Here is a 25,548-nt window from a genome sequence, read left to right as displayed (position 1 = left end):
GATGCGGGAGAATGTCCCGGTGAGCGCGCATGACGACCTGGACCATGCTCTCGGCCCGCGGGTGCTGCCCGCGGTCGAGTGGCAGGCCCGCGCGCGGGCGCATCGGGAGCGGCTCGACGAGCTGGTCGGGCCCTACCTCGAACGCCGGGCGGCGGGCACCACCCATCCGGTGATCGACTTCCTGTTCACCTACTACGGCCACAAGCCCGCGCAGTTGCGACGCTGGCATCCCGGGTTCGGCATCGCCCTGAGCGACGCGCGCGAGTACGCGGGCGCTCGCGGCTACCACCGGGTCGACGCCGACGTGTATACCGCCGACCCGGCCTACCTGGCGAAACGGCGCGACACGATCGCCTTCGTCGAACGGCTGCTGAGCGCGACCGCCCAGCGTCCCACCCACCTGTCCTGCTTCGGCCTGCACGAGTGGGCGATGGTCTACCGCACCGACGACGTCCGCCACCAGCAGGTCCCCCTGCGCCTGGGCCACGCCGGTACCGACGCGGTCGTCGAGTCGATGTCGCTGCGCTGCACCCACTTCGACGCCTTCCGCTTCTTCACCCCCGACGCCGTCGGCCGCAACGCCGAGCCCCTCACCCGCGCCGACCAGATCCTGCGGGAACAACCCGGCTGCCTGCACGCCAACATGGACCTCTACAAGTGGAGCTTCAAGCTCGCTCCCCTGATCCCGTCGGACCTGCTGCTGGACTGCTTCGAACTCGCCTGCACCGCACGCGAACTCGACATGCGCGCCAGCCCGTACGATCTGCGCGAATTCGGCTACGAGCCGGTCCGCATCGAAACACCCGGCGGCCGCGCCGACTACGTGCGGGCCCAGGCCGCGGTGGCCGAGAGCGCCGATATCCTGCGGGACCGCCTGCGCCGCGCCTGCGCCGAGCTCACCTCGGCGCAGGCGCGGATCGAGCGAACGGTCTAGCTCGGCTTCTCGTCGGCGTCCTCGGTGGGTTCGGTGACCAGGGCGAAGTCGCCCTCGTGTTGTTCGGTGCCCTTGTCGACGGCGACCTCGACGAGTTCGATGCCGCGGTCGGCGCGCAGGATCAGGGGGTCCTCGCGGAGGTCCTTGTAGAGGGAGACACACATCGCGGCCATCACCACCAGGAACGGCAGGGAGACCACGGTGGTGAGGGCTTGCAGGCCGGTGAGGGCGCCGCCCAGGTCGTCGGAGTCGGCGATGACCAGCATGATCGCGGCGACGGCGCCGGTGGCTGCGCCCCAGAAGATGACGATCGGGCGGGAGGGTTCGATGCTGCCGCGTTCGGACAGGGTGCCCATCACGATCGAGGCCGCGTCGGCGCCGGAGACGAAGAAGATGCCGACCAGGATCATCACGACCACCGTGGTGATCGAGGTGATCGGGTACTGGTCCAGCAGGTGGAACAGCGCGAAGTCCGAGTCGACCGTGCCGTCGGGCTCGGTGAGGTCGCCGTGCTCGGCCTGTTCGGCGATGCCCGCACCACCGAAGATCGCGAACCACAGCAGGCTGACCACGCTGGGCACCAGCAGCACGCCGGTGACGAACTGGCGGATGGTGCGGCCGCGGCTGATCCGGGCGATGAACATGCCGACGAACGGGGTCCACGAGATCCACCAGGCCCAATAGAAGATCGTCCAGCTCGACAGCCACCCTTGCATCGCCTCGTCGCCGGCGCCGGTGCGGGAGGCCATCGTCGGCAGCATCTCCACGTAGTCGCCGATCGAGGTCGGCACCATGTTCAAGACGAACAGGGTCGGCCCGGCGACGAAGACGAACGCCGCGATCGCCAGCGCCAGCACCATATTGATATTCGACAGCCACTGGATGCCGCGCTCGACACCCGAGACCGCCGACAGCACGAACGCGACGGTCAGGCCCGAGATGATGGCGACCAGGCCGATCTTGCCGATGCCGTCGATCCACCCGTTGAACTCCATGCCCGCGCCGATCTGCAGGGCACCGAGACCGAGCGAGGCCGCCGAGCCGAACAGGGTCGCGAAGATCGCCATCATGTCGATGGCGCGCCCGCCGATCCCGTCGGCGTGCCTGCCCAGCAGTGGCCGGAACACCGCGGAGATCAACTGCGAGCGGCCCTTGCGGAAGGTGCCGTAGGCGATGGCCAGGCCCGCCACCGCGTAGATCGCCCACGGGTGCAGTGTCCAGTGGAACAGCGTGGTGGCCATGGCGACCTCGGCGGCCGCTGGCGTGCCGGGTTCGGCGGTGTGCGGCGGCGGAGTCACGAAGTGTGACAACGGTTCCGCCACACCCCAGAACATCAGGCCGATGCCCATGCCCGCGCTGAACATCATCGCGATCCAGGAGACGGTGCGGAATTCGGGCTTCTCGTCGTCGGCGCCGAGCGGGATCCGGCCGTAGCGGCTGACGGCCAGCCAGATCACGAACACGACGAACGCCGTGGCGACCAGGACGAACAACCAGCCGGTGTTGGTGATGACCCATTTCTGCGCGGTGCCCGCCGCCGAGGCCAGACTCTCGTCGTCGAGGACACCCCAGGCGACGAAGGCGAGTGCGCCGATCGCGGTGGCGCAGAAGACGAACAGATCGATCCGGGGCTTGCCCGGCGATCGACCGGCAACCCGGCCACCGTCCGCGTCCGCGGCTCCGGACCTGCCTACGACATCGTTCGACATGGAATCCGAGTCCTTTCCGGTCGCGGAAGACGGCCCTGACAGACGCGCAGTCGTAACGCAGGCAACCGTACAGCGTTCCCCCACCGGGGTGGGGGACCCCGACCCGCCGGTCGAGCGGCCGTTCGGCGAAATCGCCCGCGCCGAGGGGCCGCCCGACTTACCATCCAAAGCAGCGACTGCTGTCTGAGTCAGTTTGGGCGCAGGGCATGATCGGGAGGCAACGATGCGCGCACGGTCGGGACGGACGGTCCTGCGATTCACGGCTTCGGCCGCGGTCGCGGTGCTGGTGGCGATGGGGGTGCCGGCGGGATCGGCGGCGGATCCGTTCGCGGATCTCACCGGTGCCGTGCAGGAATTCCTGGATGTCGGACGAACATCGGTGCCGCGGGCCGACTGTGGACCGGGTTCGCTTCCCGAGACGGGAATGCAGGGCGACGTGCCCGCCGCTGACCGAGACAGTGGCCGCAGCACGCAGGGCTACCGCTGCAATATGTCGATGGTCGGCAACTACCAGGGGCGCGGGGCGGGCATCACCTCCACCAGCTTCGAGCACTGCGCCTATGTCGGCACGTTCTTCCCCGGCAACATGCTCAGCGAGCAGCAGGGCGTGCAGGTGCTCGACGTGTCCGATCCGGCGAACCCGCGTCGCACCGCGACGCTGGCCGAGCCCGCCATGCTGGCCGGGACCTGGGAGACGTTGAAGGTCAACACCACTCGCAAGCTGCTGGTCGGCACCGGGGTCCCGGTCGGGATCGGCGCGGGCTATCTGTCGGTCTACGACATCTCCGACTGCGCGCACCCGCGACTGCTCAATCCGGGCACCGGCTCGAATCTGCTGATGCCGCTGCCGATCACGACGCACGAGGGCGGCTTCTCCCCCGACGGCCGCACCTACTGGGCCTCCGGGATCGCGCCCGGCTTCCTGAGCGCGATCGATCTCACCGACCCCGCCCACCCCCGCGTGATCTGGCAGGGACTGACCGGAATCGAGGCGCACGGCCTCGGCGTGAGCCCGGACGGCAACCGGCTCTACATCTCCGCGCTCGGCGGTTTCACCGTGCTCGATGTGAGCGCGGTGCAGCGGCGCGACCCGAATCCGCAGGTGCCCCACCTGGGCCGGACGTTCTGGACCGACGGGTGGGCCACCCAGCACAGCGTGCCGGTGACCTACGACGGTGTGCCGCACGTCTTCACCGTCGACGAAGGCGGTTCCGGCGGGGTGAAGCTCATCGATGTCTCGGTCGACGGTGATCCGCGGATCACGGCGAAGATCAAGCTGGAGATCAATCTGCCGGCCAACATCGATGCCAATGTCGGGTCGTCGATGGGCGGTTCGGCGTTCTCCTACGAATCGCACTACTGCGCGGCGGATCGCCCCGACGATCCGACAGCGCTCGCGTGCGGATGGATCTCGTCGGGGATCAGGGTGTTCGACGTGCGCGATCCGGGGGCGATCCGCGAGATCGCGTACTTCAACCCGCCCGCGCGGACCGGCCGCAACCTGGAGGTGTGGAACTCACCGCACGCGCTGGCCTCGATCATCGGCGTTCCGGTGATGAGCGCGCCCGCGGCCCTGCGGGCGATGGCCGAGGGGCTGTTCGATCCCGCCCAGGTGCTGACTTCGCGGGCGGGCGACATCGCGTTCGGCGACATGTCGAGCGATTGGTGTTTCTCGCCGCCGGAGTGGCGAGGCGACCAGCTCTATGTCACCTGTTCCGACAACGGGTTCATGGTGCTGCAACTCGACAACGACGTGTATTCGCCGCCGGCGGATCAGCAGTCGACCGTGGGGTCGTGAGGGTGGGGCGCGCGATGCGGGTCGCGGCCCTGGGGGCGGCCGCGGTGTTCCTGATGGTGCTCGGCGCGGCGCTGCGGCCGTTGCTGATCACCGAGACCGCCACGCCCGCACCGGTACTCGACGCGGTCGAGCTGGGCTTCGTGCAGGACATGACCGCCCACCACCAGCAGGCGCTGATCCTCACCGAACGTCTCGATCCCGCCGCCGATCCGGCCGTGCGCAAGATGGCCGACCAGATCGCCGCCGTCCAGCGGGTGGAGATCGGCACCCTGCTCGGCTGGACCCAGCTCGCGGGCGCGGCTCCGACGTCGGCACAGCCGATGACGTGGATGGCGACCTCCCCAGGGCACCACCATGATTCGACGACGGCGATGCCGGGCATGGCCACCCCCGCCGACCTCGACGCGCTGTCGGCCGCGCGCGGCGCCGACGCCGAAACCCTGTTCCTGCAACTGATGTACCGCCACCACTCGGGCGGGATCACCATGGCCAGGGCCGCCGACGCCCTGCTCACGTCCGGGCCGGTGAAACAGGCCGCCCGCGCCATGGCCCAGGCCCAGAGCCAGGAACTCGGCTACCTCGGCATGCTCCTGGACGCCCGGGGCGTGCGTCCCTGAACGACCCGGCGCTCCACCCGGCGGGTCGCTACGATGCGATCGGGGATCGGGCTCCGGGGGGCACGGCTGCGCGCGAGGAGCGGCCGGGGATCGCGCCGAGGGTGATGTGTCCGAATCCGCACGAGCGGGGCTGCCGCCGGGTGAGCACAACGTCATCGTGGGGCAACTGGCCAGAAAATCGCAGGCAATGGCCGATGCGCACGATGAGTCGGATTGTCGGTGAATTGTGGGCGGAGGCTGGACGTGGTGGTGAGCGCGCGAGCGGGCGTGGTTGTTCCGGCCGTGGGATGTGGGCTGGCCGAGGTGCGCGCACTGATCGCCGCGCGTCTGCGACCGATCGGGGTCAGGGAGCTACCCGTGGCCGACGCGATCGGCGCCACGCTGGCCACCGCGCTCACGACCGGCGGGCCACTGCCCCGCGTGGACAGTGCGGCGATGGACGGCTACGCCGTCGCGGGCCCCGGACCGTGGTGGAGCCTGCACCAGCAGGTCCGCTACGCAGGCCGCGGCTGCTCGGTGGTGCTCGCGCCCGGTGAGGCGGTGCGGATCGCGACCGGCGCCGCCACCCCGCTGGGTACCACCGCCACGCTGCGCGACGAGCACGTGGTGCAGACGACCGTCTCGGGCAAGCCGGTGGTGATGCGCGCGCCGGGCGCCCCGGTGCGCGACGACACCCGCCGCCAGGGTGAGCACTGGGACAGCGGGGTCGAGCTGGCGCGCGCGGGCACCCGGGTGTCGGCCGCACTGGCCTCGGCGGCCCTGAGCGCCGAAGCCGAGACCGTCACGGTGCGCGGCCCGCTGCGCGCCGACGTCGTGATGACCGGCGACGAGATCCGCGCGGTCGGCCCGCTCGGCGCGAACGAGACCAGGGACTCCCTCGGTCCGGTGCTGCCCCAGTTCCTGCGCTGCTGCGATATCGAGAGCACCGGCCTGTGGCATCTGGCCGACGGCGAAGACCTGCTGCGCTCCTGGCTGACCCTGAAATCCCACGCCGACCTGGTGGTGATGGTCGGGGCGACCGGGCGCGGCGCCGCCGACCACCTGCGCACCCTGCTGGCCGACCTGGGCGCCCGGATCGTGGTCGAACGCGCCGCCATCCGGCCGGGCGGCTCCACTCTGGTCGCCCAGCTGCCCGACGGACGCGTACTGCTCGGGCTGCCCGGCAACCCGTTCGCCGCAATCGCGGCGCTGCTCGCCATCGGCCCGGCGGTGGTCGATGCCCTGACCCAGCGGACACCGGGGCCCACCATGTGGGGGCGGCTCTCCGACGCCGGCGTGCTCGAGGGGGCCTCGACCCGCCTGGTTCCCGTTCAGCAGCAGACCGGTGGTGTGTGGCGCAGCACCGGACCCGCGCACACGCCGCACCTGGCCGGGCTGATCGGCTGCCAGGCCCTGGCCGTGCTGCCACCCGGCACCGGCCGGGGCACGCTGGTCGAGCTGCTCCCGCTCCCGCACTGACCCCGGGGGCTAGTGCCGGCGCCCGCAGCGCGGAAAGACCGCCCGCGCGGCCTCGTCGGCGACGTCGACGAGGATATGCGCCAACCGGCTCGTGCCGGGTGCGCGCGGCCCACCGAGCCTGCCCGACAGCGACAACGCGGCGACCGCCCCGGGCGCCCGGCCCCGGATCGGCACCGCCACGCACACGACACCGGCGACCGATTCCTCCCGATCGACAGCGATCCCCTGATGACTCCGGACGCGATCGAGCTCGCGGTGCAGTTCGGCCCGGCGACCGATCGTGCGGGGCGTCCGCTGCGGCAGCCGCTCCCGGAACGCCAGCTCGACGACGCTCGGCTCCAACGTGGCCAGCAACGCTTTGCCGACCGCTGTGCAGTGCGCGGGCATCCGGCCGCCGAGCCGGGTGGGGATGCTGTCGCGGGAACGGCCCGCCGCCTTGTCCAGGTAGAGCACTTCGGGACCGTCGAGCACACCGAGGTGCCCGACCATGCCGGTCCGCTGACACACCTCGTGCAGCAGCGGACTCACCGCCTCCCTGATCTCGTTGTGCTCGACCGCGAGCCCGCCGACCTCGAGCGCCCGTGTCCCGAGCCGGTATCCGCCCGGCGCGTGCGCCAGCCAGCGCAACCGGACCATCTGATCGATGATGCGGTGCACGCTCGAGCGGGGCAGGCCGGTGCGGTCGGCCACCTCGAGCAGCGAGCGGACCGGGTCGGGCCCGTCGAACGCGTCCAGGATCGCCGTCATCCGCTCGATCATGGACGACGGCGGCGGACCGCTGTGCTGCGCGGACCGGGGCTGGACGAGTACGTCGACCGTCATGGGTCACCTCATTTGCCTAGCGATGGTGTCCCCCATCACAGTGCCGTCCCGGTGGTGCGCGGGAATCGCGGAAACTACGGAGATCGCTCGGCGACTACGGATGTTTCCCCCGTCACCCCCGTCCCCACTGTCGGCACGGGGTTGCACTGCGCGCGGATTCGGTCCCACTCAGTGGCAGGCCGGGCCCGCCCTGTGGGACCGCCTGCCCCGTGTCACCGCGACGGTGTCACCGTCAGAGGGAGTTCCGGCTGGCCCAGGCGGCGATCTGGGTGCGCGAGGTGAAGCCGAGTTTGGTGAGGATGTGGTCGACGTGGCTCTCGGCGGTGCGGATCGAGATCACCAGCTCCTGCCCGATCCGGCGATTGCCGTAACCCTTGGCGATCAGGCGCGCGACATCGCGTTCCCGCCGGGTCAGTATTTCCATCCCGCCGGGTTCGGCGGCCGGGGCCTGCGCCGACGAGGTGTCCATCGCGTAGTCGACGGCGTCGTCGAGGGGCAGCGCGGCACCCGCGGCGAAGCACGCCCCGAACTCCCGCTCGCCCAGTGCGGCGAGGACCTGATCGCGCACTCCCCGACCGATGAGCTGGGTCATCGCGTGCGCCAGCCGTTGCGAACTGCCCCGGCGGACCGTCGATGCCACGCCCATCAGGCGGGCCGCGCGCACCAGGTCGCCGTCGGCGGCGGCCGCCCAGGCCAGGCCGTCCACGCTGGTGGCGAGCCAGGCGCACCGATCGAAGAGCTGGAACAGTTCGATCGACCGGCGCAGCGCCGCGACCGCGCTCCGCTGATCACCGTCACGCCACTGCTGGGTGCCGACCGCCCAGTAGGCCAGCCCCCCGAGCAGGTGCGAGCCGTGCTCGGTGGTCACCGCCAGCAGCCGCTCGGCCATGGCACCGGCGATCGGGTCGTTCAGGGCCAGCGCGCAGACCGCGGCGAAGGCCAGGCTCTCCATCTCCACTTGGGGGTGCGCGCACTCGTGCGCGCTCATCGACGAGGCCACCGAGATGTCCAGCGCCCGATGCAGCTCGCCCGCCCCGAAGGCCAGCACCGCGCCCGCCATCGCGGTCTCGACCTGCACTTCGGCCGACCCGGTTTCGACCGCGATCTCGGTACCGGCCCGCACGAATTCCGCCGCCGTCTCGGTCTCGGAGAGCATGGCCGCCATCACCGAGCTCGCGGCCAGCGCCCTGGCCCGACAGACCGTGCGCTCGGTGTCCTTCGCCAGCGCCGCGGACAACCAGCGGTAGCCCTCCAGCAGGAAGTGACAGTGCTCCCAGAACGGCCACAGCTCCGTCGCGATCTCCAGCGCCCGCCGCGCACCGGCCGGATCGCCGAGTGAGAATTGCAGTGCGGCACGGAGATTGGCGTGCTCGCGGCTGACGTCGCGGAACCAGTCGACGTCGGTGGCGCTCCAATAGTCGGTGCGCCCGCGGCACGCGAGCCGGTAGTAGTACTCGCGATGGCCGACGCGCACCGTGTACTCGGTGCCGCGTGCCCGCAGCCGCTCGCCGGCGAACTGACGCAACGGCTCGAGCATCGAGTACCGGCCTGCGCCGTCGCCGCCGGGCCCGTAGGCCAGCACCGACTTCTCCACCAACCCCGTCAGCGCGGCCAGCAGCGCGTCCGGCGCATCGACCAGGCAGACCGCTTCGGCGGCGTCGAGGTCGAAGCCACCCGCGAACACCGACAGCTGCTCCCACAGCGACTGCTCGTCGGGAGTGCACAGGTCATAGCTCCAGCGGATCGCCGAGGCCAAGGTCTGCTGCCGGTGCGGCGCGGTCCGCAGTCCGGTGGTGAGCAGACCCATCGCGTCGTCGAGGCGGGTGAGGACCTGTTCGGGGGTGAACATCCGCATCCGCAGCGCCGCCAGTTCCAGCGCGAGCGGAATACCGTCGAGCCGTCGGCAGATGGCGGCCAGGGTCGCCGCGTTGGCCGGGGTCCGCCGGAAGGCCGGGTTCGCCGCGCTCGCGCGATCGACGAGCAGCCGGGCCGCGGGACTGTCGAGCTCGCCGGAGTCCGGGTCGGGCACCGACAGCGGCGCCACCGGCAGGACCTGCTCGCCCGCGACGCCGAGCGGCTCACGGCTGGTCGCGAGGATCCGCAGGCCGGTCGTCGCGGGGATGATCCGGTCCGCGAGCGCCGCGCACGCGCCGATCACGTGCTCGCAGTTGTCCAGGATCAGCAGGAGATCGCGGTCGGCCAGGAAGTCGGTGAGCACGGCCAGCGGGGCACTGGTGTCATCGCGCAGGCCGAGCTCACGCGCCACCGTCGGAGCGACCAGGTTCTGGTCGCTGACGTGCGCCAGCTCGACCAGCCACACACCGTCGGCGAACGCCCGCTGCACGGCCTCGCCGACCCGCCTGCTCAACCGGGTCTTGCCGACCCCGCCCACCCCGGTCAGGGTGAGCAGCCGGGTACCGGCGAGCAACTGCTTGGCCGTCGCGACATCGTCATCGCGGCCGACGAAGCTGGTCACTTCCGCCGGGAGGTTCCCGGACACACGCCTGCCCACGCCCGCTACTGTCGCACGCGCGCCGAGGCCGGTGGCGGCTTTCGGCACACTCGCGCGCAGGCGGGGGCGGCCGGGCTCGCTCGGCTCAGCCGTGGTGCGGCGGCTGCCAGGGACGGCCGTACGGATCGTCCGGGCGCGACGCGGGCGGCTGCTGCTGCGGGGCGATCGGCGGCGGTGTCGGCAGCGGCGAGGGTTCCACCGGCGCAACGGTTTTCGGTCGTGGCGGCTCGAAACCCTCGACGGGGGTGCGAGCGGTGGCCTCGGCGGCGCGCACGGCCTGCTCGATCTTGGGGTCCGACGCGGTCTCGAACCAGTCGGCGACGTCGGAGTCGTCCTCGATCTTCACCGGCGGATGGTCCTCGGTCGACGGCTCGTAGCGGAACACCCCGTCCTCGCCCTTGGTGGCGAAGTTCTGGGCGAAGCCCTCGAGCGCCTTGCCGAAATCACTGGGCACCAGCCACACCTTGTTGGCGTCGCCGCGCGCCACCATCGGCAGCGTCTGCATGTACTGGTAGGCCAGCAGCTCCGGCGTCGGCTTGCCGTTCTTGATGGCGGCGAACACCTTCTCGATGGCCTTGGCCTGGCCCTGGGCCTGCAGGTAGGAGGCGGCGCGTTCACCCTGCGCGCGCAGGATGCGGCTCTGCCGCTCACCCTCGGCCGACAGGATCGCCGACTGCTTGCCGCCCTCGGCGGCCAGGATCTGCGCCTGCTTGGCGCCCTCGGCGGTCTTGATCTGCGATTCGCGGGTGCCCTCGGCGGTGAGGATCATCGCCCGCTTCTCGCGGTCGGCCTTCATCTGCTTCTCCATCGATTCCTGGATCGACGGCGGCGGATCGATGGACTTGAGCTCGACCCGGGCCACGCGCAGGCCCCAGCGACCGGTCGCCTCGTCGAGGACGCCACGCAGCTGGTTGTTGATCTGGTCGCGGGAGGTCAGGGTCTCCTCCAGCGTCATCCCGCCGACCACGTTGCGCAGCGTGGTGACGGTGAGCTGCTCGACGGCGGCGATGTAGTTGCTGATCTCGTACACCGCGGCCTGCGGGCTGGTGACCTGGAAGTACACCACCGAGTCGATCTGCAGGGTGAGGTTGTCCTGGGTGATCACCGGCTGCGGCGGGAAGGACACGACCCGCTCACGCAGGTCCACCTTCGCGCGGACACGGTCGGCGAACGGGACGAGGAATGTGAGCTGACCGGACACGGTGCGCGAGTAGCGTCCGAGCCGTTCGATCACCGCCGCCTCGGCCTGCGGAACGAGGGCGATCGATTTGAAGACCACCACCACGACCAGCAGGACGAGGACAGCGGCCACGATCAAGGCAACCATTGCTAGGGACCCTTCCAGACGACGGCGGTCGCGCCGTCGATCTTCATCACATAGACGGTCACGCCGGCGTCGTAGACTTCGGTCGGGTCCAGCGGTCGTGCGGTCCAGACCTCACCGCCGAGCTTCACCTGACCCGAATGCGCCGCGACCTGTTCGAGGACGAGCGCCGACTTCCCCGGCAGCGCATCGACATTGGTCGGAATCGGGGGCGGGGAACCGAATTTGCGGCGCAGCACCGGCCGCACCCCGAGGAACAGCACGCCCGCGACCGCACCGAACACCAGCGCGTCGCCCCACAGCGGTAGGTCCGCGGCGGCGCTGATACCCGCGGTGCCCAGCGCGGCGACACCGAGCATGAGCAGGGTGAGATCCCCGGTGAGCATTTCCGCCGCCGCGAGGACGATGCCCGCGATCAGCCAGACTATTGCGGCCACCATCCCAGACTAGCCGCGATAACGGCTTTCTGGGCGGCCTCGCCGACCCCGGCCGCGATCATGGGGTCCAACCGCTTTCGCGCGCCGCTACCGCCGCCGGCCTGCCCGCGCCTCTAAGCTCGGCCGGGTGAGTGGGCGTGACATGTACGGCGGCGACATCTATTCCGGACACCGGCGGACCAAGAAGACACCGGTGCCGAAGGTGAGCGCCGACCGGGATCTGGTCGTGGAGGACGCGGCGAGCGGATTCTGCGGCGCGGTAGTCGGTTTCGATCGCAGCTACGACGGCGACTTCGTCAAACTCGAGGACGGGCGCGGCGCGGTCCGGCTGTTCGCGCTGCGCGAGGCGGCCTTCCTCATCGACGGCAAACCGGTCACGCTGGTACGGCCGACGGCGACCGCGGCGGCCAAACAGCCGACCCGGTCGGCCTCCGGATCGACGCGGGTCGAGGGACTGCGCGCCCGCGTGGCCAGGACCAGTCGGATCTGGGTGGAGGGCGTGCACGACGCCGCCCTCGTCGAACGGGTCTGGGGTCACGACCTGCGAGTGGAGGGCGTCGTCGTCGAGCATCTGGAGGGGCTGGACAATCTCGGCGGCAAGCTGACCGAATTCGGGCCGGGCCCCGGCGCCCGGGTCGGCGTGCTGGTCGACCACCTGGTGACCGGTTCCAAGGAGACCCAGCTGACCACCGGCCTCGGCCCGCACGTCTTGGTGACCGGGCATCCGTTCATCGATGTGTGGCAGGCGGTGCGGCCCGCCGCGGTCGGCATCGACGCTTGGCCGACTGTCCCGCGCGGCGAGGACTGGAAGACCGGGATCTGCGCGCGCCTGGGCTGGGGAACACCGCAAGAGGGGTGGCGGCGCGTCTACAACGCCGTCGACTCGTTCCGCGATCTGGAGGCGCCGCTGATCGGCGCGGTCGAACGGCTCATCGACTTCGTCACCGAGCCGGAATAAGTCCACCCGCAGGTCAGACAGGCCCTCAGTGCCCGCACACGATCCCGGGCAAACCTTTATGCTCGATGATTATGTGCTCTCCCAGTGCCACGCTGACGCTGTGGGCCGGCTCCTGGCTGGCCGGTACCAGCGCGCCCGACGACGTCCTGGAGGCACTGCACGCCTGGGCGGCACGACACACGCTGGCCGCGGGTGACCCGGTCACCGGCGGCCGCACCGACCTGCCGTGGACCTCGCGGGGCGAGTCCGTCGGCACCGGAGTCATGCCGCTGCTCAAGGTGATCCGCGAAGCGATGGCACCCGAGGGCGCGCACCTGCGCCTGGTCCTGCCCGCCCCCGGTGACGTGCGCGGGCTGCCGGTCGGCACCGCCTTCGCCGCCGACGCGATCGACGCCGAGGAGGGCCTGCTGCTCGGGGTCCCCGGCGAACAGGGCACCGGTTTGATCCCGCAGTGGGATGACGACGAGACGCTGCAATGGACCGTGTACAGCGTCGACATCCCGCACGTCACCGGGCCCGACATGTCGCTGGGCGAAGCCGAATACACGATGCGCGAGTCCGTCCGCGACGCCGCCGACGCGCTCATGCAACTGCACACCACCTCCGTCGGCACCGGCGACGCCGACCCGCGCGAGCAGATCGAAGCGCAGCTGGCAGCGTACTCCCGGCACGCCTATCCCGACTCGATCCCGTTGCGCGCCAAGCGCATTCTCGACACCGCCGACCATGTGGCCGCGATCCTCACCGTCGCCCAGCACGAGCCCGCGTCCGCGCCGACCTCGGCCAGCGCGATCGGCGCGCACGAGTCGCTGCTGCGGCCACTGTGGAACACCATCAGGGAAGCCCGGCTGGTGGCGGTACACGCCGCCGCCGGGCCCGCCCGCTAGCCGCGGTCAGCGCCGGTAGGGCTGCTGATACTGCGGCTGTCCCTGGTACGGCGCGTACTGCTGCGGATACGGCATCGGCTGCTGCGCCGGGTATGGCTGCGGATACTGCGCCTGCGGATACTGCGGCGGGTACGGCTGCTGTTGCGGGTACGGCTGCTGCTGCGGGTATCCGTGTGGCTGCTGGTACTGCTGCGGCGGCATCTGCTGGGGCGCACCGGCATTCGAGCCGCTGCTGAGCTTGCGGATCACCACGACGGCGACGATCACCACGACGATGATCAGGATGGTGATCCACAGCCAATCGGGCAGGCCGATCCCGACGCTGGTTCCCCCGCCACCACCGCGGCGGGCCAGCACACCGTCCGGCATGTGGGCATGATTCATCGGGCCTCCCCCGTCTCGAACATCCACCTTCCCTCGAAGGTCTGCGCGCAGATGCTAGCGCAGCGGATATCCGAAGTGGCAAGCGCCGGTTCGGAATCCGTTCACCTCGCGCTCAGCGGCAATCGTGGGCGGGTGGGACGGCGCCCGGGGGAAAGAAGTCGATCCGGCTGGCCTCCGAGCGCGGCAGCAGGAAGGCGACCCCGCCCGCCCGATTCCAGGACTCCGGGAGCAGCAGGTACTGATTCCCCGACTGCAGAACGAGTTTGAGGCCGTCGTAGCGGAAGTGGTAGGCGGTATCGGGAGCGGGGCAGGTGAGTTCGGTGACGCCGGGAGCCGCCAGACCCAGGCGCTTGTCCGAATACACCGAGACACTGGGCTGGTCCGGGAACTGCGCGACCTGCTCGATCGCCCGTCCGGTGCCGACCGCAGCCGAATAGTCCGCGACCGCCCAGAACAAGCCGACCCCGACGAGCGCGAACACCGCACCCCACTCCCCCGCGGTGAGCACGTCCCCGACCGGTTCGGCACCACCGCGCGCGGCCCGCCGCAACCGCACCGCGGCGACGACCAGCACGACACCACCGACCAGACACAGCCCCGGCGCCCCGACCAGCGACCGCAGCGGGGTCGCGACAACGATGCTGACCAGTCCGGCGGCCACGAGCACACACCCGACCACCATGGTCACGCCCACCAGCCGACGACGCTGCGCCTCACTCAGCCGCGGCACCACGAACTCCCGGAACACCCTGCGTCCCAGCAGATACAGCAGGAACAGACAGGCCCCGGCCGCGAGCGGAATGAACAGCGAATCCTGACTCCGCATCAGATAGTCCTGCGTCGTCAACCCGATCGTCGTCGAGTTCACGCCGAAGTAGTCGAAGAACCAGAAGGCGTGCGACCACCCGAAGAAGAACAGCAGCGCGGTCACCAACGTGGTCGGCGCGGCGAAATTGCGGACCATCGGACCGAGGCGGGACAGGCCGGTCTCGGCGGGCGGCGGGGCCGGGGCACCCGGGGCCGGGGTCGAGACCGGCGCGTCGCTCGTGGGGGCCGCCGCAGGCGCGTTCGAGGCGGGGGCGGGGGTGGAGGTAGGGGCCTCCGTGGTGAGGGTGGGTCGCGGTACACCGTTTACCCGGTGTGTGCTGTTTCCGGGGTCGGTCGGGGTGGTGTCTGTGCTCATGTCGTCCTCCTTTGCCTCGCGGTTCAACCGCCGGACGGTGCCGGTGAGACTTCGGTGCCGCCGGTGTCCGCAGGGTCGTTCAGGGTGTCGTCTCCGAGGCGGGAGCTCGTGTTTCCAGCGGTCCCGCTGCCGTCGCCGGGCCCGCCACCCGAAGTCCCGGCGCCCGTTCCACCGGTCGTCCCCGAGCCGGGACCGGTTGTCTCGCCGCCGCTCGTACCCCCGCCGTTGCCGGCACTGCCGCCCGTCGAACCGTCGCCGCCGCTAGTGCCGCCGGCGGCCCCGCCTCCACTGGTCGTCTCGCCGGGCGTCTCGTCTCCCCCAGTCGTTCCCTCTCCGCCGGGCGTTCCGCCACCCCCAGTCGTTCCCTCCCCGCCGGGTGCTCCGCCTCCGCCGCTGCCCGCTGTTCCGTCACCGCCGGTCCCGCTACCTGCGCCGCCACCACCGGTGGAACCACCGCTGCCGGCCGGGCCTGCGCCACCGGTTCCGGTGCCGCCGTTGTCGTCGGTGGTCGGGCACGGCTCGCTGCCGGACAATTGCACCGTGACCGGGGTGCCGGGGTCGACGGTTCCGTTGGACGGCGAGAGCCCGCTGAAGGTGCAGACGCGGGCGTCCGGGGTTCCCAGGACGAAGGAGAGTGCGAGGCAGGTCGGGTCGTGTCCGGCCTCCTGGCAGGCCGTGGCGACGGCGGCTTCGATCCGTCCCTTCAGCTCCGGGGTGAACGGGCTGCCGATTTCGGTGAAGGACGGGATCTTGACCGGGGAACCCTTCGCCTGGTTGCCACCGGGCTTCTTCGCGGGCGCCGGGCCGCCGCCGGGAGGCCGGGCGCCGGGACCGACCGGGCCGCCCGGTGCGCTCCCACCACCGGCCTCACCGACCGGACCGCCCGGGGCCCCGCCGCCGTCGGGAGCCGACTCACCGCCGGGTGACCGGCCACCCGGTGCGGTCGCCGACTGCTGATCGGCGGTCGCCGAGAGACCGGGGTCCGAGGGGCCGGGCGAGCGCGAATCGGCCGCGGGCCGCACACAACCCACCGACAGCGACACGACGGCGGCCACCGCGGCCAGTACCACGCCGCAGCGGATACGGCCGGTGGGCCGGCGGATGCCGGCCCGGGGGCGGGCTCGGGCCGGATCAGGTCGAACGGGGTCGCGTCGCATCGTCCTCTCCTGTCGTGCAGGTGGGACGAGAATGCGCCGGGCGGGCGAGGGAACGCGCGAGTACCCGACTACTCGACTATCCGGTCCGCGATCAGGTGCGGCGAAGCGGCAAGCGCTGGTTCAGAATCCGCCGAGCGCGGCCTTCAGGTCGGGGACGTCGAGCACCACCAGGGTGTCGTCGCGGACGACCGGACAGGTCTGAGTGGTGACGGTGTCGACGATGTGGCGATTCCAGGAGAGCGCGGCGTTGGCGGTGGTGTCCTGCACGGTCCACAGCTTCATCGCGCCGGTGAACGCCACCCGGGCGACCCGGGGGCCCAACGCCTTCCAGGTGCCCTGCTGACCGTCGAGGATCCCGCAGAGTTCGTCCACCGAGGCCTGCGAGATGGTGGGTTCGGTGGGGACCGGGCCCGCGTCGTCGTACCCGGAGTCGTTGCCGCAACCGCTCAGGCCCAGTGCGGTCACGGTCAGCACGAACAGGGCAGCCACCCGGCTGCGGTGGAGCATCGTCGAACGCATCGGAATACCTCCGATCTGTCGAGCACAACTCCGCAAAGCCTACTCCCCGGACCCGGGCGACCCGGCGAATGTTTATCCGGTTGTGTTCAGGGCCGGGCCGGACGCGACGCCGGTGCGCAGCAGCCGGGTGCGCACAGGGCCCCGTCGACGGTGCAGCCGTAGCCCGGCACCTCACCCAGTTCGCGCACCGGTCCCCCGGCGAGTCGCTCCTGGATCAGCTCGACGATCATGCGCGAGAAACGCGCATCGGTGCCCGGCGTCGCGGCCCGGGCGAAGGCCATGCCGAGCTCGGCCGCCTTCTGCGCGGCCTCGTTGTCGAGGTCCCAGATCACCTCGAGATGATCGGAGACGAAACCGACCGGGCAGACGACCACGGCGTCGATCCCCTTGCCGTGCAACGCATCCAGATGGTCGACGATGTCGGGTTCCAGCCACGGCACCTGCGGCGGGCCCGACCGTGACTGCCACACCAGGTCGTAGTCGGCGAAACCGGTCGCGGCGGCGCACAATCGGGCCGCCTCGGCGACCTGCCTGCTGTAGAGGCGGCCGCCGTCGGCGGGCGGGCCCGCGGCGATGTCGGCCGAGATCGGGATGGAGTGCGCGGTGAACACCAGGCGCACACCGTCGCGGCGATCGGCCGGGATCCGGGCGACCGCGGCGGTGATCGCGTCGGCGAACGACGCGATCAGCAGCGGATGGTCGAAGTACTGGCGCAGCTTCACCAGTTCCGGCGCATCGGCACCGACCGCGGCCCGCGCGCGGGCGATGTCCTCGTCGTACTGGCGGCAGCCCGAGTACCCGCCCCACGCCGAGGTCGGGAAGACCAGGGCCGAGCGCACACCGTCGGCGGTCATCCGCGCGACCGTGTCCTCCACCAGGGGATGCCAGTTGCGGTTGCCGAAGTACACCGGCAGGTCGAGGCCGGCGTCGGCCAGATCGGCCTCGACCGCGGCGATGATGTCGCGGTTGAGCGCGTTGATCGGCGAGACACCACCGAAATGCAGGTAGTGCTGGGCAACCTCGTCGAGCCGCGCCCGGGGTACCCCGCGGCCCCGAGTGACGTTCTCCAGGAACGGGATCACGTCCTCGGGACCCTCGGGGCCACCGAAGGACAGCAGCAACAGGCCGTCGGTCATCAGTTGGCGGTGAAGCCCTCGGGGAACCACATGTTGTGGCTGGCGCCGCCGTCGACGTAGATGATCGAGCCGGTGGTGGCGGGCAGCCAGTCCGACAGCAGCGCGACGATCGACTTGCCGACCGCGCGCGCGTCGGCGCCGTCCCAGCCGATCGGCGACGCGCCGTCCCAGTACTCGTCGAGCTGACGCAGCTGCTTGGCGTCGTCGGTCGCGGTACCGGCGATGGCCTTGGCCGCGAGGGTCTTCACCGGACCCGCGGCGATCAGGTTGGAGCGGATCTTCTTGGCGTAGCCCACTTCCCGGGCCACGTACCGGTTCACCGACTCCAGCGCGGCCTTGGAGACACCCATCCAGTTGTAGTACGGCATCGCCACGCGCGGATCGAAGTCCATGCCGACGATGGAGCCGCCCTCGTTCATCACGGGCAGCACGGCGCGGGCCAGCGAGGCGTAGCTCCACGCGGAGATCTCGAACGACTTCGCCACATCGGGGCCGGGGCCCTCCAGGAACGGCACCGCGTCCGGGCCCATCAGGGTCTTGGGCGCGAAGGCGATCGAGTGCAGCACACCGTCGATGCCCTCGGGCGCCAGCTCGCGCAGGGCGTCGGCCAGCGCGCCCAGGTTCTCCTCGTTGGTGACGTCCAGCGGAATCGCCGGCGGCACCTCCTGCGGCAGGCGCTTGGCGATGCGGTCGATCAGCCGCAGCCGTTCCGGGATGCCGGTGATGATCACCTTCGCGCCCTGCTCCTGCGCGACCGCCGCCGCGCTGAACGCGATCGACGAATCGGTGATGATGCCGGTGACCAGAATGGTCTTGCCTTCGAGCAGTCCGCCCATGAGTTTTCGGTTCTCCTGAAATCAGTATGGTTGCCGCCACCTTGTCGGTGGCGCGGGGCAATCCGTTAGCGGATCAGTGACCCATGCCCATGCCGCCGTCGACCGGAATGACGGCACCGGTGACGTAGCGCGAGTCCTCCGACGCCAGGAAGCTGACCACCGCGGCGACGTCCTCGGCCTGGCCGAGGCGACCCAGCGGAATGAACTTCTTGGCGGTTTCCTTCAGATCCTCGGGCAGCTCGGCGGTCATGTCGGTCTCGATGAAACCGGGAGCGACCACGTTGGCGGTGATCGAACGCGAGCCCAGCTCACGAGTGATGGAGCGCGCCATACCGATCACGCCCGCCTTGGAGGAGGCGTAGTTGATCTGGCCGGGGCCACCGCCGAGACCGACGACGGAGCCGAGGAAGATCATCCGGCCCCACCGCGCGCGGAGCATGGCGCGGTTGGCACGCTTGGCACAGCGGAAAGCGCCGGTGAGGTTGGCGTCGATGACGCGCTCGAACTGGTCCTCGGTCATCCGCATCAGCAGGGTGTCGTCGGTGATACCCGCGTTGGCGACCAGCACCTCGACCGGACCCTGGTGCTCCTCGACCTCGGTGAACGCACGGTCGACCGACTCGCTGTCGGTGACATCGCACTTCACTCCGAACAGACCCTCCGGCACCCCCGATCCGCGGTGCGTGACGGCGACCTTGTGGCCGTCGGCGAGCAGGCGCTGGGCGACCGCGAGACCGATACCGCGGTTACCACCGGTCACCAGGACCGAGCGGGATGTGACGTTCAACATAGGGTCCAACCTATCTGTTCCGGTTCGTGTGCCCCGCGTCAGGGTCGCGGCACTGCGACGTCTCACAACGCGGGGCGAGGCGTGCTAGGGCAGGCGTTGACGATAGAGCAAACTGACCACGACGCCGGCGGCGACGAACAACATACCGAGCAGCAGCCACGGCCTGCTCGCGTCGCCGCGGGTGGTCTCGTAGCCGATCTGTTCCTCGAGGGTGTCGTAGACGGCACGCAGTTCGGCCAGTGAGGAGGCGGTGTAGAACTCACCGCCGGACAGCTTGGCGATCTCCTGGAGCGAGGCGTTGTCCACGGGCACCTTCACCCGCTGCGAACCCTTGCCGTCGGAATCCGGGATCTCGACGGTGCCCCATTCGGTGCCGAAGGAGATCGTGGAGACCGGGATGTTCTTGTTCTTGGCCAGCCGGGCCGCGGTGAAGCCGTGCCGCGGGTTGTCGACGTCCTTGTCGTCGGGCACGGTCTGCTTACCGTCCGACATCAGCACGATGCGGGCGGGCGGCGGGGTCTCCGCGCCGCCGAGCACGGCGGCCAGGGTGTCGATCGACTGCAGGGCGGTCAGGATGCCCTCGCCGGTGGCGGTGCGCTCGGCCAGCTTGATGTTGTCGATCGAGTGCTTGACGGCCTCGCGGTTGGTCGTCGGCGACACCATCACCGACGCGGTTCCGGCGAAGGTGACGAAACCGAGGTTGATGCCGGGGGTCAGGCCGTCGACGAATTCCTTGCCTGCCTTCTGCGCGACCTGCAGCCGGTTCGGCTCCACGTCGGTCGCCTCCATCGACAGCGACACGTCCATCACCAGCACGACGGTCGCGCGGTTGCGCGGCACCTTCTGCACTGCGGTCGGTCCGGCGGCGGCGACGGTCAGCAGCACCAGGCCGGCGAGGATGAGCGCGATCGGCACGTGCCGCATCGGGCTGGGTCGCGACGGGGCGACCCGCTCGAGCACGGACATGTTGCCGAACTGCAGCATCCGTTTGTGCCTGGCCCGCTGGACCAGCACATAGCCGAGGACCAGCAGGGCGACGACGACCAGGAAACCGAGCCAGACGACGGCCGTGAAATGCGAAATACTCACTGGCGAGGCACCCGCCCGCTCGGGGCGCCGAGGCTGTGGCGCCGGGTGGACACGAACCGGACCACGTCGGCGATCCAGTCCCGATCGGTCTGTAGCGACAACACCGGCGCACCGCAGCTGCGCAGCGCCTGCTGCACCTGCGCGCGCTGGGCCTGGGCGGCGGCCGCGAAATCGGCACGCAGTGTGGGGGTGACGCTGAACTCGCGGGTGCGACCCGATTCCGGATCGTGCAGCACCACGTCGCCACCGTCGGGCAGCGCGACGTCGAGGGGATCGAGCACCTCGACCGCGAGCAGGTCGTGGCGGGCCGAGATCGCGCGCAGCGAGCGCTGCCAGTCGACGTCACCGAGGAAGTCGCTGATCACCACGGCCAGACCACGTTTGCGCTGCGGGCGGCGCAACGACTCGATCCCGGCCTTGAGGTCACCGCGCACGCCGTCGCGGGCGTGCGGGGTGGTCGCGATGCCGCGCAGCATGGTCTGGGCGTGCAGGCGACCGCTGCGCGCGGGGATGCGCACCAGGTCCTGGCCCGTGGCGACGACGGCGCCGATGCGATTACCGCCGCCGGAGGTGAGGTGGGTGATCGCCGCGGCCGCCGCGATCGCGAGATCGCGCTTCTGCACCCGGCCGGTGCCGAAGTCCAGACTCGACGACAGGTCGACGACGAGCCAGGTCTCGAGCTCGCGGTCGGCGATCATCTGCCGCACGTGCGGATGGGTGGTGCGGGCGGTGACCGACCAATCCATCTGTCGCACATCGTCACCGGGCTGGTACAGCCGCGCCTCGCCCGGTTCCGAGCCGGGCCCGGGGATCAGGCCCTGGTGGTCGCCGTGCAGGACACCGTCGAGGCGGCGCCGCACCGTCAGTTCGAGTGTCTTGAGCGCGGCGGCCAGCTTCGGGTCGGTCAGTTCACCGGCACGGAACGACGGCGGCGCGTGGGACGAGGTGGGCACGCGGACAACGGGTTCCGGCGCACTCACTGGGGCGCGACGTGGCCGGCGGGCTGGGACTGCTGCCCGTTCACCGGCTGCGGCACGGGCTGTTGCTGGGCGGGCGGCTGGGGTACCGCGGGCTGCTGGGGCGCGGCCTGGCCACCGACGGCCTGGGGCGCGACCTGCGGCAGGCCGACGGTCTGCAGCACCCGCTTGATGACGTCCTCGGGGGTGACCTCGTCGGCCAGCGCGTCGTAGGACAGCACCAGACGATGGCGCAGCACGTCCGGGATCACCTCGACGACGTCCTGCGGCACCACGTAGTCGCGGCCGCGGATCAGGGCGACGGCGCGCGCGGCGGCGATGATGCCGAGGCTGGCACGCGGCGAGGCGCCGTAGGAGATCCAGCTGGCCACATCGGGCATGCCGAACTCGGCGGGGGTGCGGGTCGCGGTGATGACGCGGACGACGTAGTCGACCAGCGCGTGGTGCACGAAGACGTTGGCCGCCAGCTTCTGCAGCCGGATGATGTCCTCGGGCGCGAGGATCTGCTTGGGCTCCGGCGGGGTCACGCCCATCCGGTAGATGATCTCGCGCTCCTCCTCGACCGAGGGGTAGTCGACGACGACCTTGAACAGGAAGCGGTCGCGCTGGGCCTCGGGCAGCGGGTACACGCCCTCGCTCTCGATCGGGTTCTGGGTCGCCATGACCAGGAACGGATCGGGCATCGGGTAGGTCTTGCCGCCGATCGACAGCTTGCGCTCGGCCATCACCTCGAGCAGTGCCGACTGCACCTTGGCGGGCGCGCGGTTGATCTCGTCGGCGAGAACGAAGTTCGCGACAACCGGGCCGAGTTCGGTGTCGAACTCCTCGCGGCCCTGCCGGTAGATGCGGGTACCGATGAGGTCGGTGGGCACCAGGTCGGGCGTGAACTGCACACGCGAGAACGAACCGCCGACGACCTTGGCGAAGGTTTCCACGGCGAGGGTCTTCGCGACGCCGGGCACACCTTCGAGCAGCACGTGGCCGCGCGACAGCACACCGACGAGCAGCCGCTCGACGAGACGATCCTGGCCGACGATGACCCGCTTGACCTCGTAGATCGCCTTCTCGAGAGTCTGGACGTCACGCTCCAGGGTGCTCGGCGTTGCCGTACCGGCGTCCTTCGCCAGCTTCGGCCCGCTCACACCTTCCGTCGAAGTCACCAACATCCCCGCTTTCGCTTTGGTCCTGTGCGTGCCGCCCCAACTATTCCAGGTAATCGCCCGGCGCGCCGCAACCGGCCGGGAGCGGACGCGGATTCGTCGTATTACCCAGCCCAGCTCGGTACGCCCGTCACCCTACGCATGTCGCGTGCCGGTCGCCCGCGCGACGCGGACACCCGGCCGCAGCGCCGATTCCGGCGGAGCACAGTGGCTAATCATCAGCAACATGATCTCGCTCGCAGGGGGCGCCACCGGTAACGATCCGGAATCGGCGATGGTCACTCGCCCAGGTCGGCGCGGCCATCCGCCCGCGCGTGGTGTTGAACACACAGATCAGCGGCATTTTGACTGACCTCGTTGCGGTTCCATGGACTACCTCCGCAAGCCGATCAACTTTTCGCATCCATACCGGCCTGTCGGATTGTTTCGATCCTTAGAAGGTGATGTTCATGCGGTTTCCACCCCTCTCGCGATTCTCTCGCCATTTGCTGCCGTCGGCCGCCGTCGCCACCGTGGCGGCGATCGGCCTCGCCGCCGCGCCCGCGGCCGTAGCGAACCCCCTCACCCCACCCGGCATCGGCGTGCTCGGCATCGACACCGGTTCCGCGGGCCTGGATCTCGGCGCTACCGGTTCCGGCGCGGCGGGCCCGGCGCTCGGGCTGGGGGCCGACGGCTCCGGTGCGGGAGTGCTCGACACGGGCAGCGGCGCCGGGACCGAGCTCGGCCTGGGCACCGGCTCGGGAGCCGGTGGCGCGCTCGGCACCGGCAGCTCCGACGCGGCCGCGGGCAGCAGCGCCGCGGGAACCGAACTCGGACTGGGTCCGGGGGCCGGCGGTGCGGCGGGATCCGGGAGTGGCGCGCTGGGTTCGGGTAGCGCCGACGTCGGCAGCGCAGCGGCATCCGGCAGCTCCGAAGCACTCGGCACCGGCAGCGCGCTCGGCGCGGGCGACGCCCTGGCCAGCGGCAGTGGGGAGGTGCTCGGGACCGGCAGCGCCCTCACGGGCAGCGCTGCGGGAGCACTCGGCACCGCACTGGGCGCGGGCGGTGCCCTCGGCAGCGGCAGCGCGGCGTCCGGAAGCGGGGCCGAGCTGCTCGGGACCGGCAGCGCCCTTGCCGGCGGCACGGCAGGAGCACTCGGCAGCGGCAGCGCGGCGTCCGGAAGCGGGGCGGGGTTGCTCGGGTCGGGCAGCGCCGCCACCGGTGGTGTTGCCGGACTCGGCGCCCTCGCAGCCCTGCTCGACACGGGCAGCGCGCTAGGCGGGTTCGGCGCAGCAGCCGGCTCGGCAGGGCTGCTCGGCACCGGCAGCGCGGGAGCGGGCGCCCTGGCGACGGGCAGCGCCGGGGTTCTCGGCACCGGCAGCGCGCTCGGCCTCGGCAGCAGCATCGCAACACTGGCCCTCCTGCTCGGCACCGGCAGCGCAGGGGTCGGCAGCGCCGCGGTCGGCAGCGCGGCGGTCGGCAGCGCCGCGGTCGGCAGCGCCGCACTCGGCAGCGCCGCACTCGGCAGTGCCGCAGTCGGTGGCGCGGTGCTCGGTGGCGCGTTGGCAGGGTCGGGGTCGGCTCAGGGGCCCGGCGCCTCCGGCGACCAGGGCACACCTTCGCCGGTCGAACAGGCTCCGGGCGCCGGCGCTCGGAACGGGTCCGACACGCCCGCAGGGAATTCCGGCGACACGACGAAGCCGGACAACGGCCGTTCCGGTGGCGCGTCCGTCACCGGCGGCGCCACCACAACCGGCGGCACGGGAACAGCGACCGCCGCGAGCGGCTACGGCATGCCCTCGGGCGCACCCGAGACCGGTGCCGGCGGCCGGTTGCGCGACGACCGGCTCATGCTGGCCGGGTTCGGCGTGCTGGCACTGCTCGGCGCCGCCGTCGCCGTGACTCGCGACCAGCGCCGCGCAGGAAGGACCCGACCGTGACCACTCGATCGACAGCCGGTCCGCGGCCCGACCACACCCGGGTCCGATGGGCCACCGATCCCGACCCCACCCGGCTCGAACGAACTCGAGTGCTGCGCTCCGGCACTGCTCGGCGCCGCGGCCGCGCTGACACTCGACCGCTCGGTCCGGACGACACCGAGGCAGGCAAACGACGTGGTTCCAGGTCGGGCGGCGGTCGACGGCGCGATCGAGCATGGCGCAGAACGAGTTTTGGCGATGCGCGGTAGGCAGGGGTGGCGGACCGTCGTGGTAGCGGTGGTCCTGGTCGGTGTGGCGGCGGCGTTCTTCCGGGCCGCCGCCACACGGGTTCCGGGGCAGGCCGCACCGCCGCCCGCCCACGTCGCCACCGCGCTGCCGGGCGCGGTGGCGGCGGCCGCCCCGCTGGGCCGCTCGGCACCGGTCCGGCTGGAGATTCCGCGGATCGGGCTCGACACCGGCGTGGAGCGCAGCGGGACCGCCTCGGCCGGGGCACTCGCCGCGCCCCCGGACTTCGAGCGCCCGTCGTGGTTCGAGCCGGGCGCCAGTCCCGGGGAGGCGGGGGCGGCGGTGATCCTCGGACACGTCGACTCGACCGGCGGGCCCGCCGTCTTCTTCCGGCTCGCCGAGCTCGCCGCGGGCGACGAGATCCGGCTGACCAGGGCCGACGGCAGCACCGTCCGGTTCGTCGTCGACCGCACCGAGTCGGTGGACAAGACGCAGTTCCCGACCGAGCGCGTGTTCGCCGACGACGGCACGGCCCGCCTGCGCCTCATCACCTGCGGCGGCGCGTTCGACCCGGCCCAGCGCCGCTACCTGTCCAATGTCATCGTCTCCGCGACCCTGGTCGCCACCACCTGACCCCGGTGACACCACCTGAGCGGAATAGCCATCAGGGTCCGGTCCTGGCTCGGCCTCGGTGCGCAGGTCGGCCCCAGACGCGCA

23 protein-coding genes are annotated in these 25,548 nt (G+C 71.1%); 8 read left to right on the top strand and 15 right to left on the bottom strand.

The genetic code is table 11. The annotated features are described in order from the left end of the window. The first annotated feature begins 1 nt into the window (after nucleotide 1). Complete coding sequence (locus ACIO52_RS14345) at nucleotides 2-934, top strand: 3-methyladenine DNA glycosylase (protein ID WP_402644442.1); 933 nt, start codon at nucleotides 2-4, stop codon at nucleotides 932-934. Here the strand turns inward: ACIO52_RS14345 and ACIO52_RS14340 are convergent. Then, nucleotides 931-2,643, bottom strand: a complete 1,713-nt coding sequence (locus ACIO52_RS14340) for a BCCT family transporter (RefSeq protein ID WP_218716525.1) — start codon at nucleotides 2,641-2,643, stop codon at nucleotides 931-933. The genes ACIO52_RS14345 and ACIO52_RS14340 overlap by 4 nt on opposite strands. A 223-nt stretch (nucleotides 2,644-2,866) precedes the next feature. On the opposite strand from ACIO52_RS14340, the gene ACIO52_RS14335 reads away from it, so the two are divergent. The 3 genes from ACIO52_RS14335 (at nucleotide 2,867) to ACIO52_RS14325 (ending at nucleotide 6,516) form a co-directional block, all read left to right on the top strand. Next, a complete protein-coding gene (locus ACIO52_RS14335) occupies nucleotides 2,867-4,441 on the top strand; it encodes an LVIVD repeat-containing protein (protein ID WP_402644115.1) in 1,575 nt (524 codons plus the stop codon). Then, nucleotides 4,438-5,058 (top strand): DUF305 domain-containing protein, encoded by a 621-nt coding sequence (locus tag ACIO52_RS14330; RefSeq protein WP_402644112.1) that lies wholly within the window; start codon nucleotides 4,438-4,440, stop codon nucleotides 5,056-5,058. The genes ACIO52_RS14335 and ACIO52_RS14330 overlap by 4 nt, the downstream gene beginning before the upstream one ends. A 249-nt stretch (nucleotides 5,059-5,307) precedes the next feature. Next, entirely contained in the window at nucleotides 5,308-6,516 is a 1,209-nt protein-coding gene (locus ACIO52_RS14325; protein ID WP_308248363.1) for a molybdopterin-binding protein, read from the top strand. A 9-nt stretch (nucleotides 6,517-6,525) separates the two neighbouring features. On the opposite strand, the gene ACIO52_RS14320 is transcribed toward ACIO52_RS14325, so the two are convergent. The 4 genes from ACIO52_RS14320 to ACIO52_RS14305 all read right to left on the bottom strand — a co-directional run bounded on the left by ACIO52_RS14320 (nucleotide 6,526) and on the right by ACIO52_RS14305 (nucleotide 11,611). After that, a complete protein-coding gene (locus ACIO52_RS14320; protein WP_218716523.1) occupies nucleotides 6,526-7,338 on the bottom strand; it encodes an IclR family transcriptional regulator in 813 nt (270 codons plus the stop codon). Nucleotides 7,339-7,570: 232 nt separating this feature from the next. Further along, nucleotides 7,571-9,850, bottom strand: coding sequence for an ATP-binding protein (locus ACIO52_RS14315; RefSeq protein ID WP_402644109.1), 2,280 nt, complete (start codon nucleotides 9,848-9,850; stop codon nucleotides 7,571-7,573). 85 nt (nucleotides 9,851-9,935) lie between these two features. After that, nucleotides 9,936-11,177, bottom strand: coding sequence for an SPFH domain-containing protein (locus ACIO52_RS14310; protein ID WP_218716522.1), 1,242 nt, complete (start codon nucleotides 11,175-11,177; stop codon nucleotides 9,936-9,938). Between the two features lie 2 nt (nucleotides 11,178-11,179). Beyond that, nucleotides 11,180-11,611, bottom strand: coding sequence for an NfeD family protein (locus ACIO52_RS14305; RefSeq protein WP_218716521.1), 432 nt, complete (start codon nucleotides 11,609-11,611; stop codon nucleotides 11,180-11,182). A gap of 127 nt (nucleotides 11,612-11,738) precedes the next feature. Here ACIO52_RS14305 and ACIO52_RS14300 point away from each other — a divergent pair, with 127 nt between their 5' ends. Together ACIO52_RS14300 and ACIO52_RS14295 are read left to right on the top strand one after the other, a co-directional pair. Next, a complete protein-coding gene (locus ACIO52_RS14300) occupies nucleotides 11,739-12,569 on the top strand; it encodes a DUF3097 domain-containing protein (protein WP_402644104.1) in 831 nt (276 codons plus the stop codon). Nucleotides 12,570-12,640: 71 nt separating this feature from the next. After that, nucleotides 12,641-13,456 (top strand): hypothetical protein, encoded by an 816-nt coding sequence (locus ACIO52_RS14295; protein WP_218716519.1) that lies wholly within the window; start codon nucleotides 12,641-12,643, stop codon nucleotides 13,454-13,456. 6 nt (nucleotides 13,457-13,462) lie between these two features. On the opposite strand, the gene ACIO52_RS14290 is transcribed toward ACIO52_RS14295, so the two are convergent. The 10 genes from ACIO52_RS14290 to ACIO52_RS14245 form a co-directional block, all read right to left on the bottom strand. Further along, nucleotides 13,463-13,840: a hypothetical protein gene (locus ACIO52_RS14290; RefSeq protein ID WP_402644102.1), complete on the bottom strand. Its 378-nt coding sequence runs from the start codon at nucleotides 13,838-13,840 to the stop codon at nucleotides 13,463-13,465. A 112-nt stretch (nucleotides 13,841-13,952) separates the two neighbouring features. Next, complete coding sequence (locus tag ACIO52_RS14285) at nucleotides 13,953-15,023, bottom strand: hypothetical protein (protein ID WP_402644099.1); 1,071 nt, start codon at nucleotides 15,021-15,023, stop codon at nucleotides 13,953-13,955. A gap of 23 nt (nucleotides 15,024-15,046) precedes the next feature. Then, on the bottom strand, nucleotides 15,047-16,180 hold the full coding sequence (locus ACIO52_RS14280; RefSeq protein WP_402644096.1) for a hypothetical protein: 1,134 nt from the start codon (nucleotides 16,178-16,180) through the stop codon (nucleotides 15,047-15,049). Nucleotides 16,181-16,300: 120 nt separating this feature from the next. Then, nucleotides 16,301-16,699 carry a hypothetical protein gene (locus ACIO52_RS14275; RefSeq protein ID WP_402644093.1) on the bottom strand — a complete coding sequence of 133 codons (399 nt, stop codon included), beginning with the start codon at nucleotides 16,697-16,699 and terminating at the stop codon, nucleotides 16,301-16,303. 86 nt (nucleotides 16,700-16,785) lie between these two features. Then, the gene (locus ACIO52_RS14270; RefSeq protein ID WP_218716514.1) at nucleotides 16,786-17,835 is read right to left on the bottom strand and encodes a ferrochelatase; all 1,050 of its coding nucleotides are present in this window, start codon (nucleotides 17,833-17,835) and stop codon (nucleotides 16,786-16,788) included. Beyond that, nucleotides 17,835-18,671, bottom strand: a complete 837-nt coding sequence (inhA, locus tag ACIO52_RS14265; protein WP_218716513.1) for an NADH-dependent enoyl-ACP reductase InhA — start codon at nucleotides 18,669-18,671, stop codon at nucleotides 17,835-17,837. The genes ACIO52_RS14270 and inhA overlap by 1 nt, the downstream gene beginning before the upstream one ends. Before the next feature lie 73 nt (nucleotides 18,672-18,744). Further along, nucleotides 18,745-19,461 carry a 3-oxoacyl-ACP reductase FabG1 gene (gene fabG1, locus ACIO52_RS14260; RefSeq protein WP_402644088.1) on the bottom strand — a complete coding sequence of 239 codons (717 nt, stop codon included), beginning with the start codon at nucleotides 19,459-19,461 and terminating at the stop codon, nucleotides 18,745-18,747. A gap of 84 nt (nucleotides 19,462-19,545) precedes the next feature. Then, nucleotides 19,546-20,550 (bottom strand): VWA domain-containing protein, encoded by a 1,005-nt coding sequence (locus ACIO52_RS14255; RefSeq protein ID WP_218716512.1) that lies wholly within the window; start codon nucleotides 20,548-20,550, stop codon nucleotides 19,546-19,548. Then, nucleotides 20,547-21,503 (bottom strand): DUF58 domain-containing protein, encoded by a 957-nt coding sequence (locus ACIO52_RS14250; RefSeq protein ID WP_218716511.1) that lies wholly within the window; start codon nucleotides 21,501-21,503, stop codon nucleotides 20,547-20,549. Before ACIO52_RS14250 ends, ACIO52_RS14255 begins: the two co-directional genes overlap by 4 nt. Before the next feature lie 23 nt (nucleotides 21,504-21,526). Then, complete coding sequence (locus ACIO52_RS14245; RefSeq protein ID WP_218716510.1) at nucleotides 21,527-22,693, bottom strand: MoxR family ATPase; 1,167 nt, start codon at nucleotides 22,691-22,693, stop codon at nucleotides 21,527-21,529. Nucleotides 22,694-23,136: 443 nt separating this feature from the next. Between ACIO52_RS14245 and ACIO52_RS14240 the strand changes: the two genes are divergently transcribed. Together ACIO52_RS14240 and ACIO52_RS14235 are read left to right on the top strand one after the other, a co-directional pair. Continuing rightward, nucleotides 23,137-24,606: a hypothetical protein gene (locus tag ACIO52_RS14240; protein ID WP_402644084.1), complete on the top strand. Its 1,470-nt coding sequence runs from the start codon at nucleotides 23,137-23,139 to the stop codon at nucleotides 24,604-24,606. 237 nt (nucleotides 24,607-24,843) lie between these two features. Next, nucleotides 24,844-25,464 carry a class F sortase gene (locus tag ACIO52_RS14235; RefSeq protein ID WP_402644081.1) on the top strand — a complete coding sequence of 207 codons (621 nt, stop codon included), beginning with the start codon at nucleotides 24,844-24,846 and terminating at the stop codon, nucleotides 25,462-25,464. The last annotated feature ends 84 nt before the right edge of the window (nucleotides 25,465-25,548 follow it).

Origin of the sequence: Nocardia sp. NPDC087230 (assembly GCF_044744725.1) — a bacterium.
Classification (GTDB): Bacteria; Actinomycetota; Actinomycetes; order Mycobacteriales; family Mycobacteriaceae; genus Nocardia; species Nocardia canadensis.
This window is presented reverse-complemented; position numbering and strand designations above follow the sequence as displayed.

Excerpts from the sequence above, each read along its gene's own strand:
- ACIO52_RS14275 (WP_402644093.1), bottom strand. The coding sequence starts at position 16,699 with ATGCGTTCGACGATGCTCCACCGCAGCCGGGTGGCTGCCCTGTTCGTG.
- ACIO52_RS14280 (WP_402644096.1), bottom strand. The coding sequence starts at position 16,180 with ATGCGACGCGACCCCGTTCGACCTGATCCGGCCCGAGCCCGCCCCCGG.
- fabG1 (WP_402644088.1), bottom strand. The coding sequence starts at position 19,461 with ATGTTGAACGTCACATCCCGCTCGGTCCTGGTGACCGGTGGTAACCGC.
- ACIO52_RS14295 (WP_218716519.1), top strand. The coding sequence starts at position 12,641 with ATGTGCTCTCCCAGTGCCACGCTGACGCTGTGGGCCGGCTCCTGGCTG.
- ACIO52_RS14235 (WP_402644081.1), top strand. The coding sequence starts at position 24,844 with ATGCGCGGTAGGCAGGGGTGGCGGACCGTCGTGGTAGCGGTGGTCCTG.
- ACIO52_RS14270 (WP_218716514.1), bottom strand. The coding sequence starts at position 17,835 with ATGACCGACGGCCTGTTGCTGCTGTCCTTCGGTGGCCCCGAGGGTCCC.
- ACIO52_RS14345 (WP_402644442.1), top strand. The coding sequence starts at position 2 with ATGCGGGAGAATGTCCCGGTGAGCGCGCATGACGACCTGGACCATGCT.
- ACIO52_RS14320 (WP_218716523.1), bottom strand. The coding sequence starts at position 7,338 with ATGACGGTCGACGTACTCGTCCAGCCCCGGTCCGCGCAGCACAGCGGT.
- ACIO52_RS14240 (WP_402644084.1), top strand. The coding sequence starts at position 23,137 with ATGCGGTTTCCACCCCTCTCGCGATTCTCTCGCCATTTGCTGCCGTCG.
- ACIO52_RS14245 (WP_218716510.1), bottom strand. The coding sequence starts at position 22,693 with ATGTTGGTGACTTCGACGGAAGGTGTGAGCGGGCCGAAGCTGGCGAAG.
- ACIO52_RS14285 (WP_402644099.1), bottom strand. The coding sequence starts at position 15,023 with ATGAGCACAGACACCACCCCGACCGACCCCGGAAACAGCACACACCGG.
- ACIO52_RS14340 (WP_218716525.1), bottom strand. The coding sequence starts at position 2,643 with ATGTCGAACGATGTCGTAGGCAGGTCCGGAGCCGCGGACGCGGACGGT.
- ACIO52_RS14290 (WP_402644102.1), bottom strand. The coding sequence starts at position 13,840 with ATGAATCATGCCCACATGCCGGACGGTGTGCTGGCCCGCCGCGGTGGT.
- ACIO52_RS14310 (WP_218716522.1), bottom strand. The coding sequence starts at position 11,177 with ATGGTTGCCTTGATCGTGGCCGCTGTCCTCGTCCTGCTGGTCGTGGTG.
- ACIO52_RS14335 (WP_402644115.1), top strand. The coding sequence starts at position 2,867 with ATGCGCGCACGGTCGGGACGGACGGTCCTGCGATTCACGGCTTCGGCC.
- inhA (WP_218716513.1), bottom strand. The coding sequence starts at position 18,671 with ATGGGCGGACTGCTCGAAGGCAAGACCATTCTGGTCACCGGCATCATC.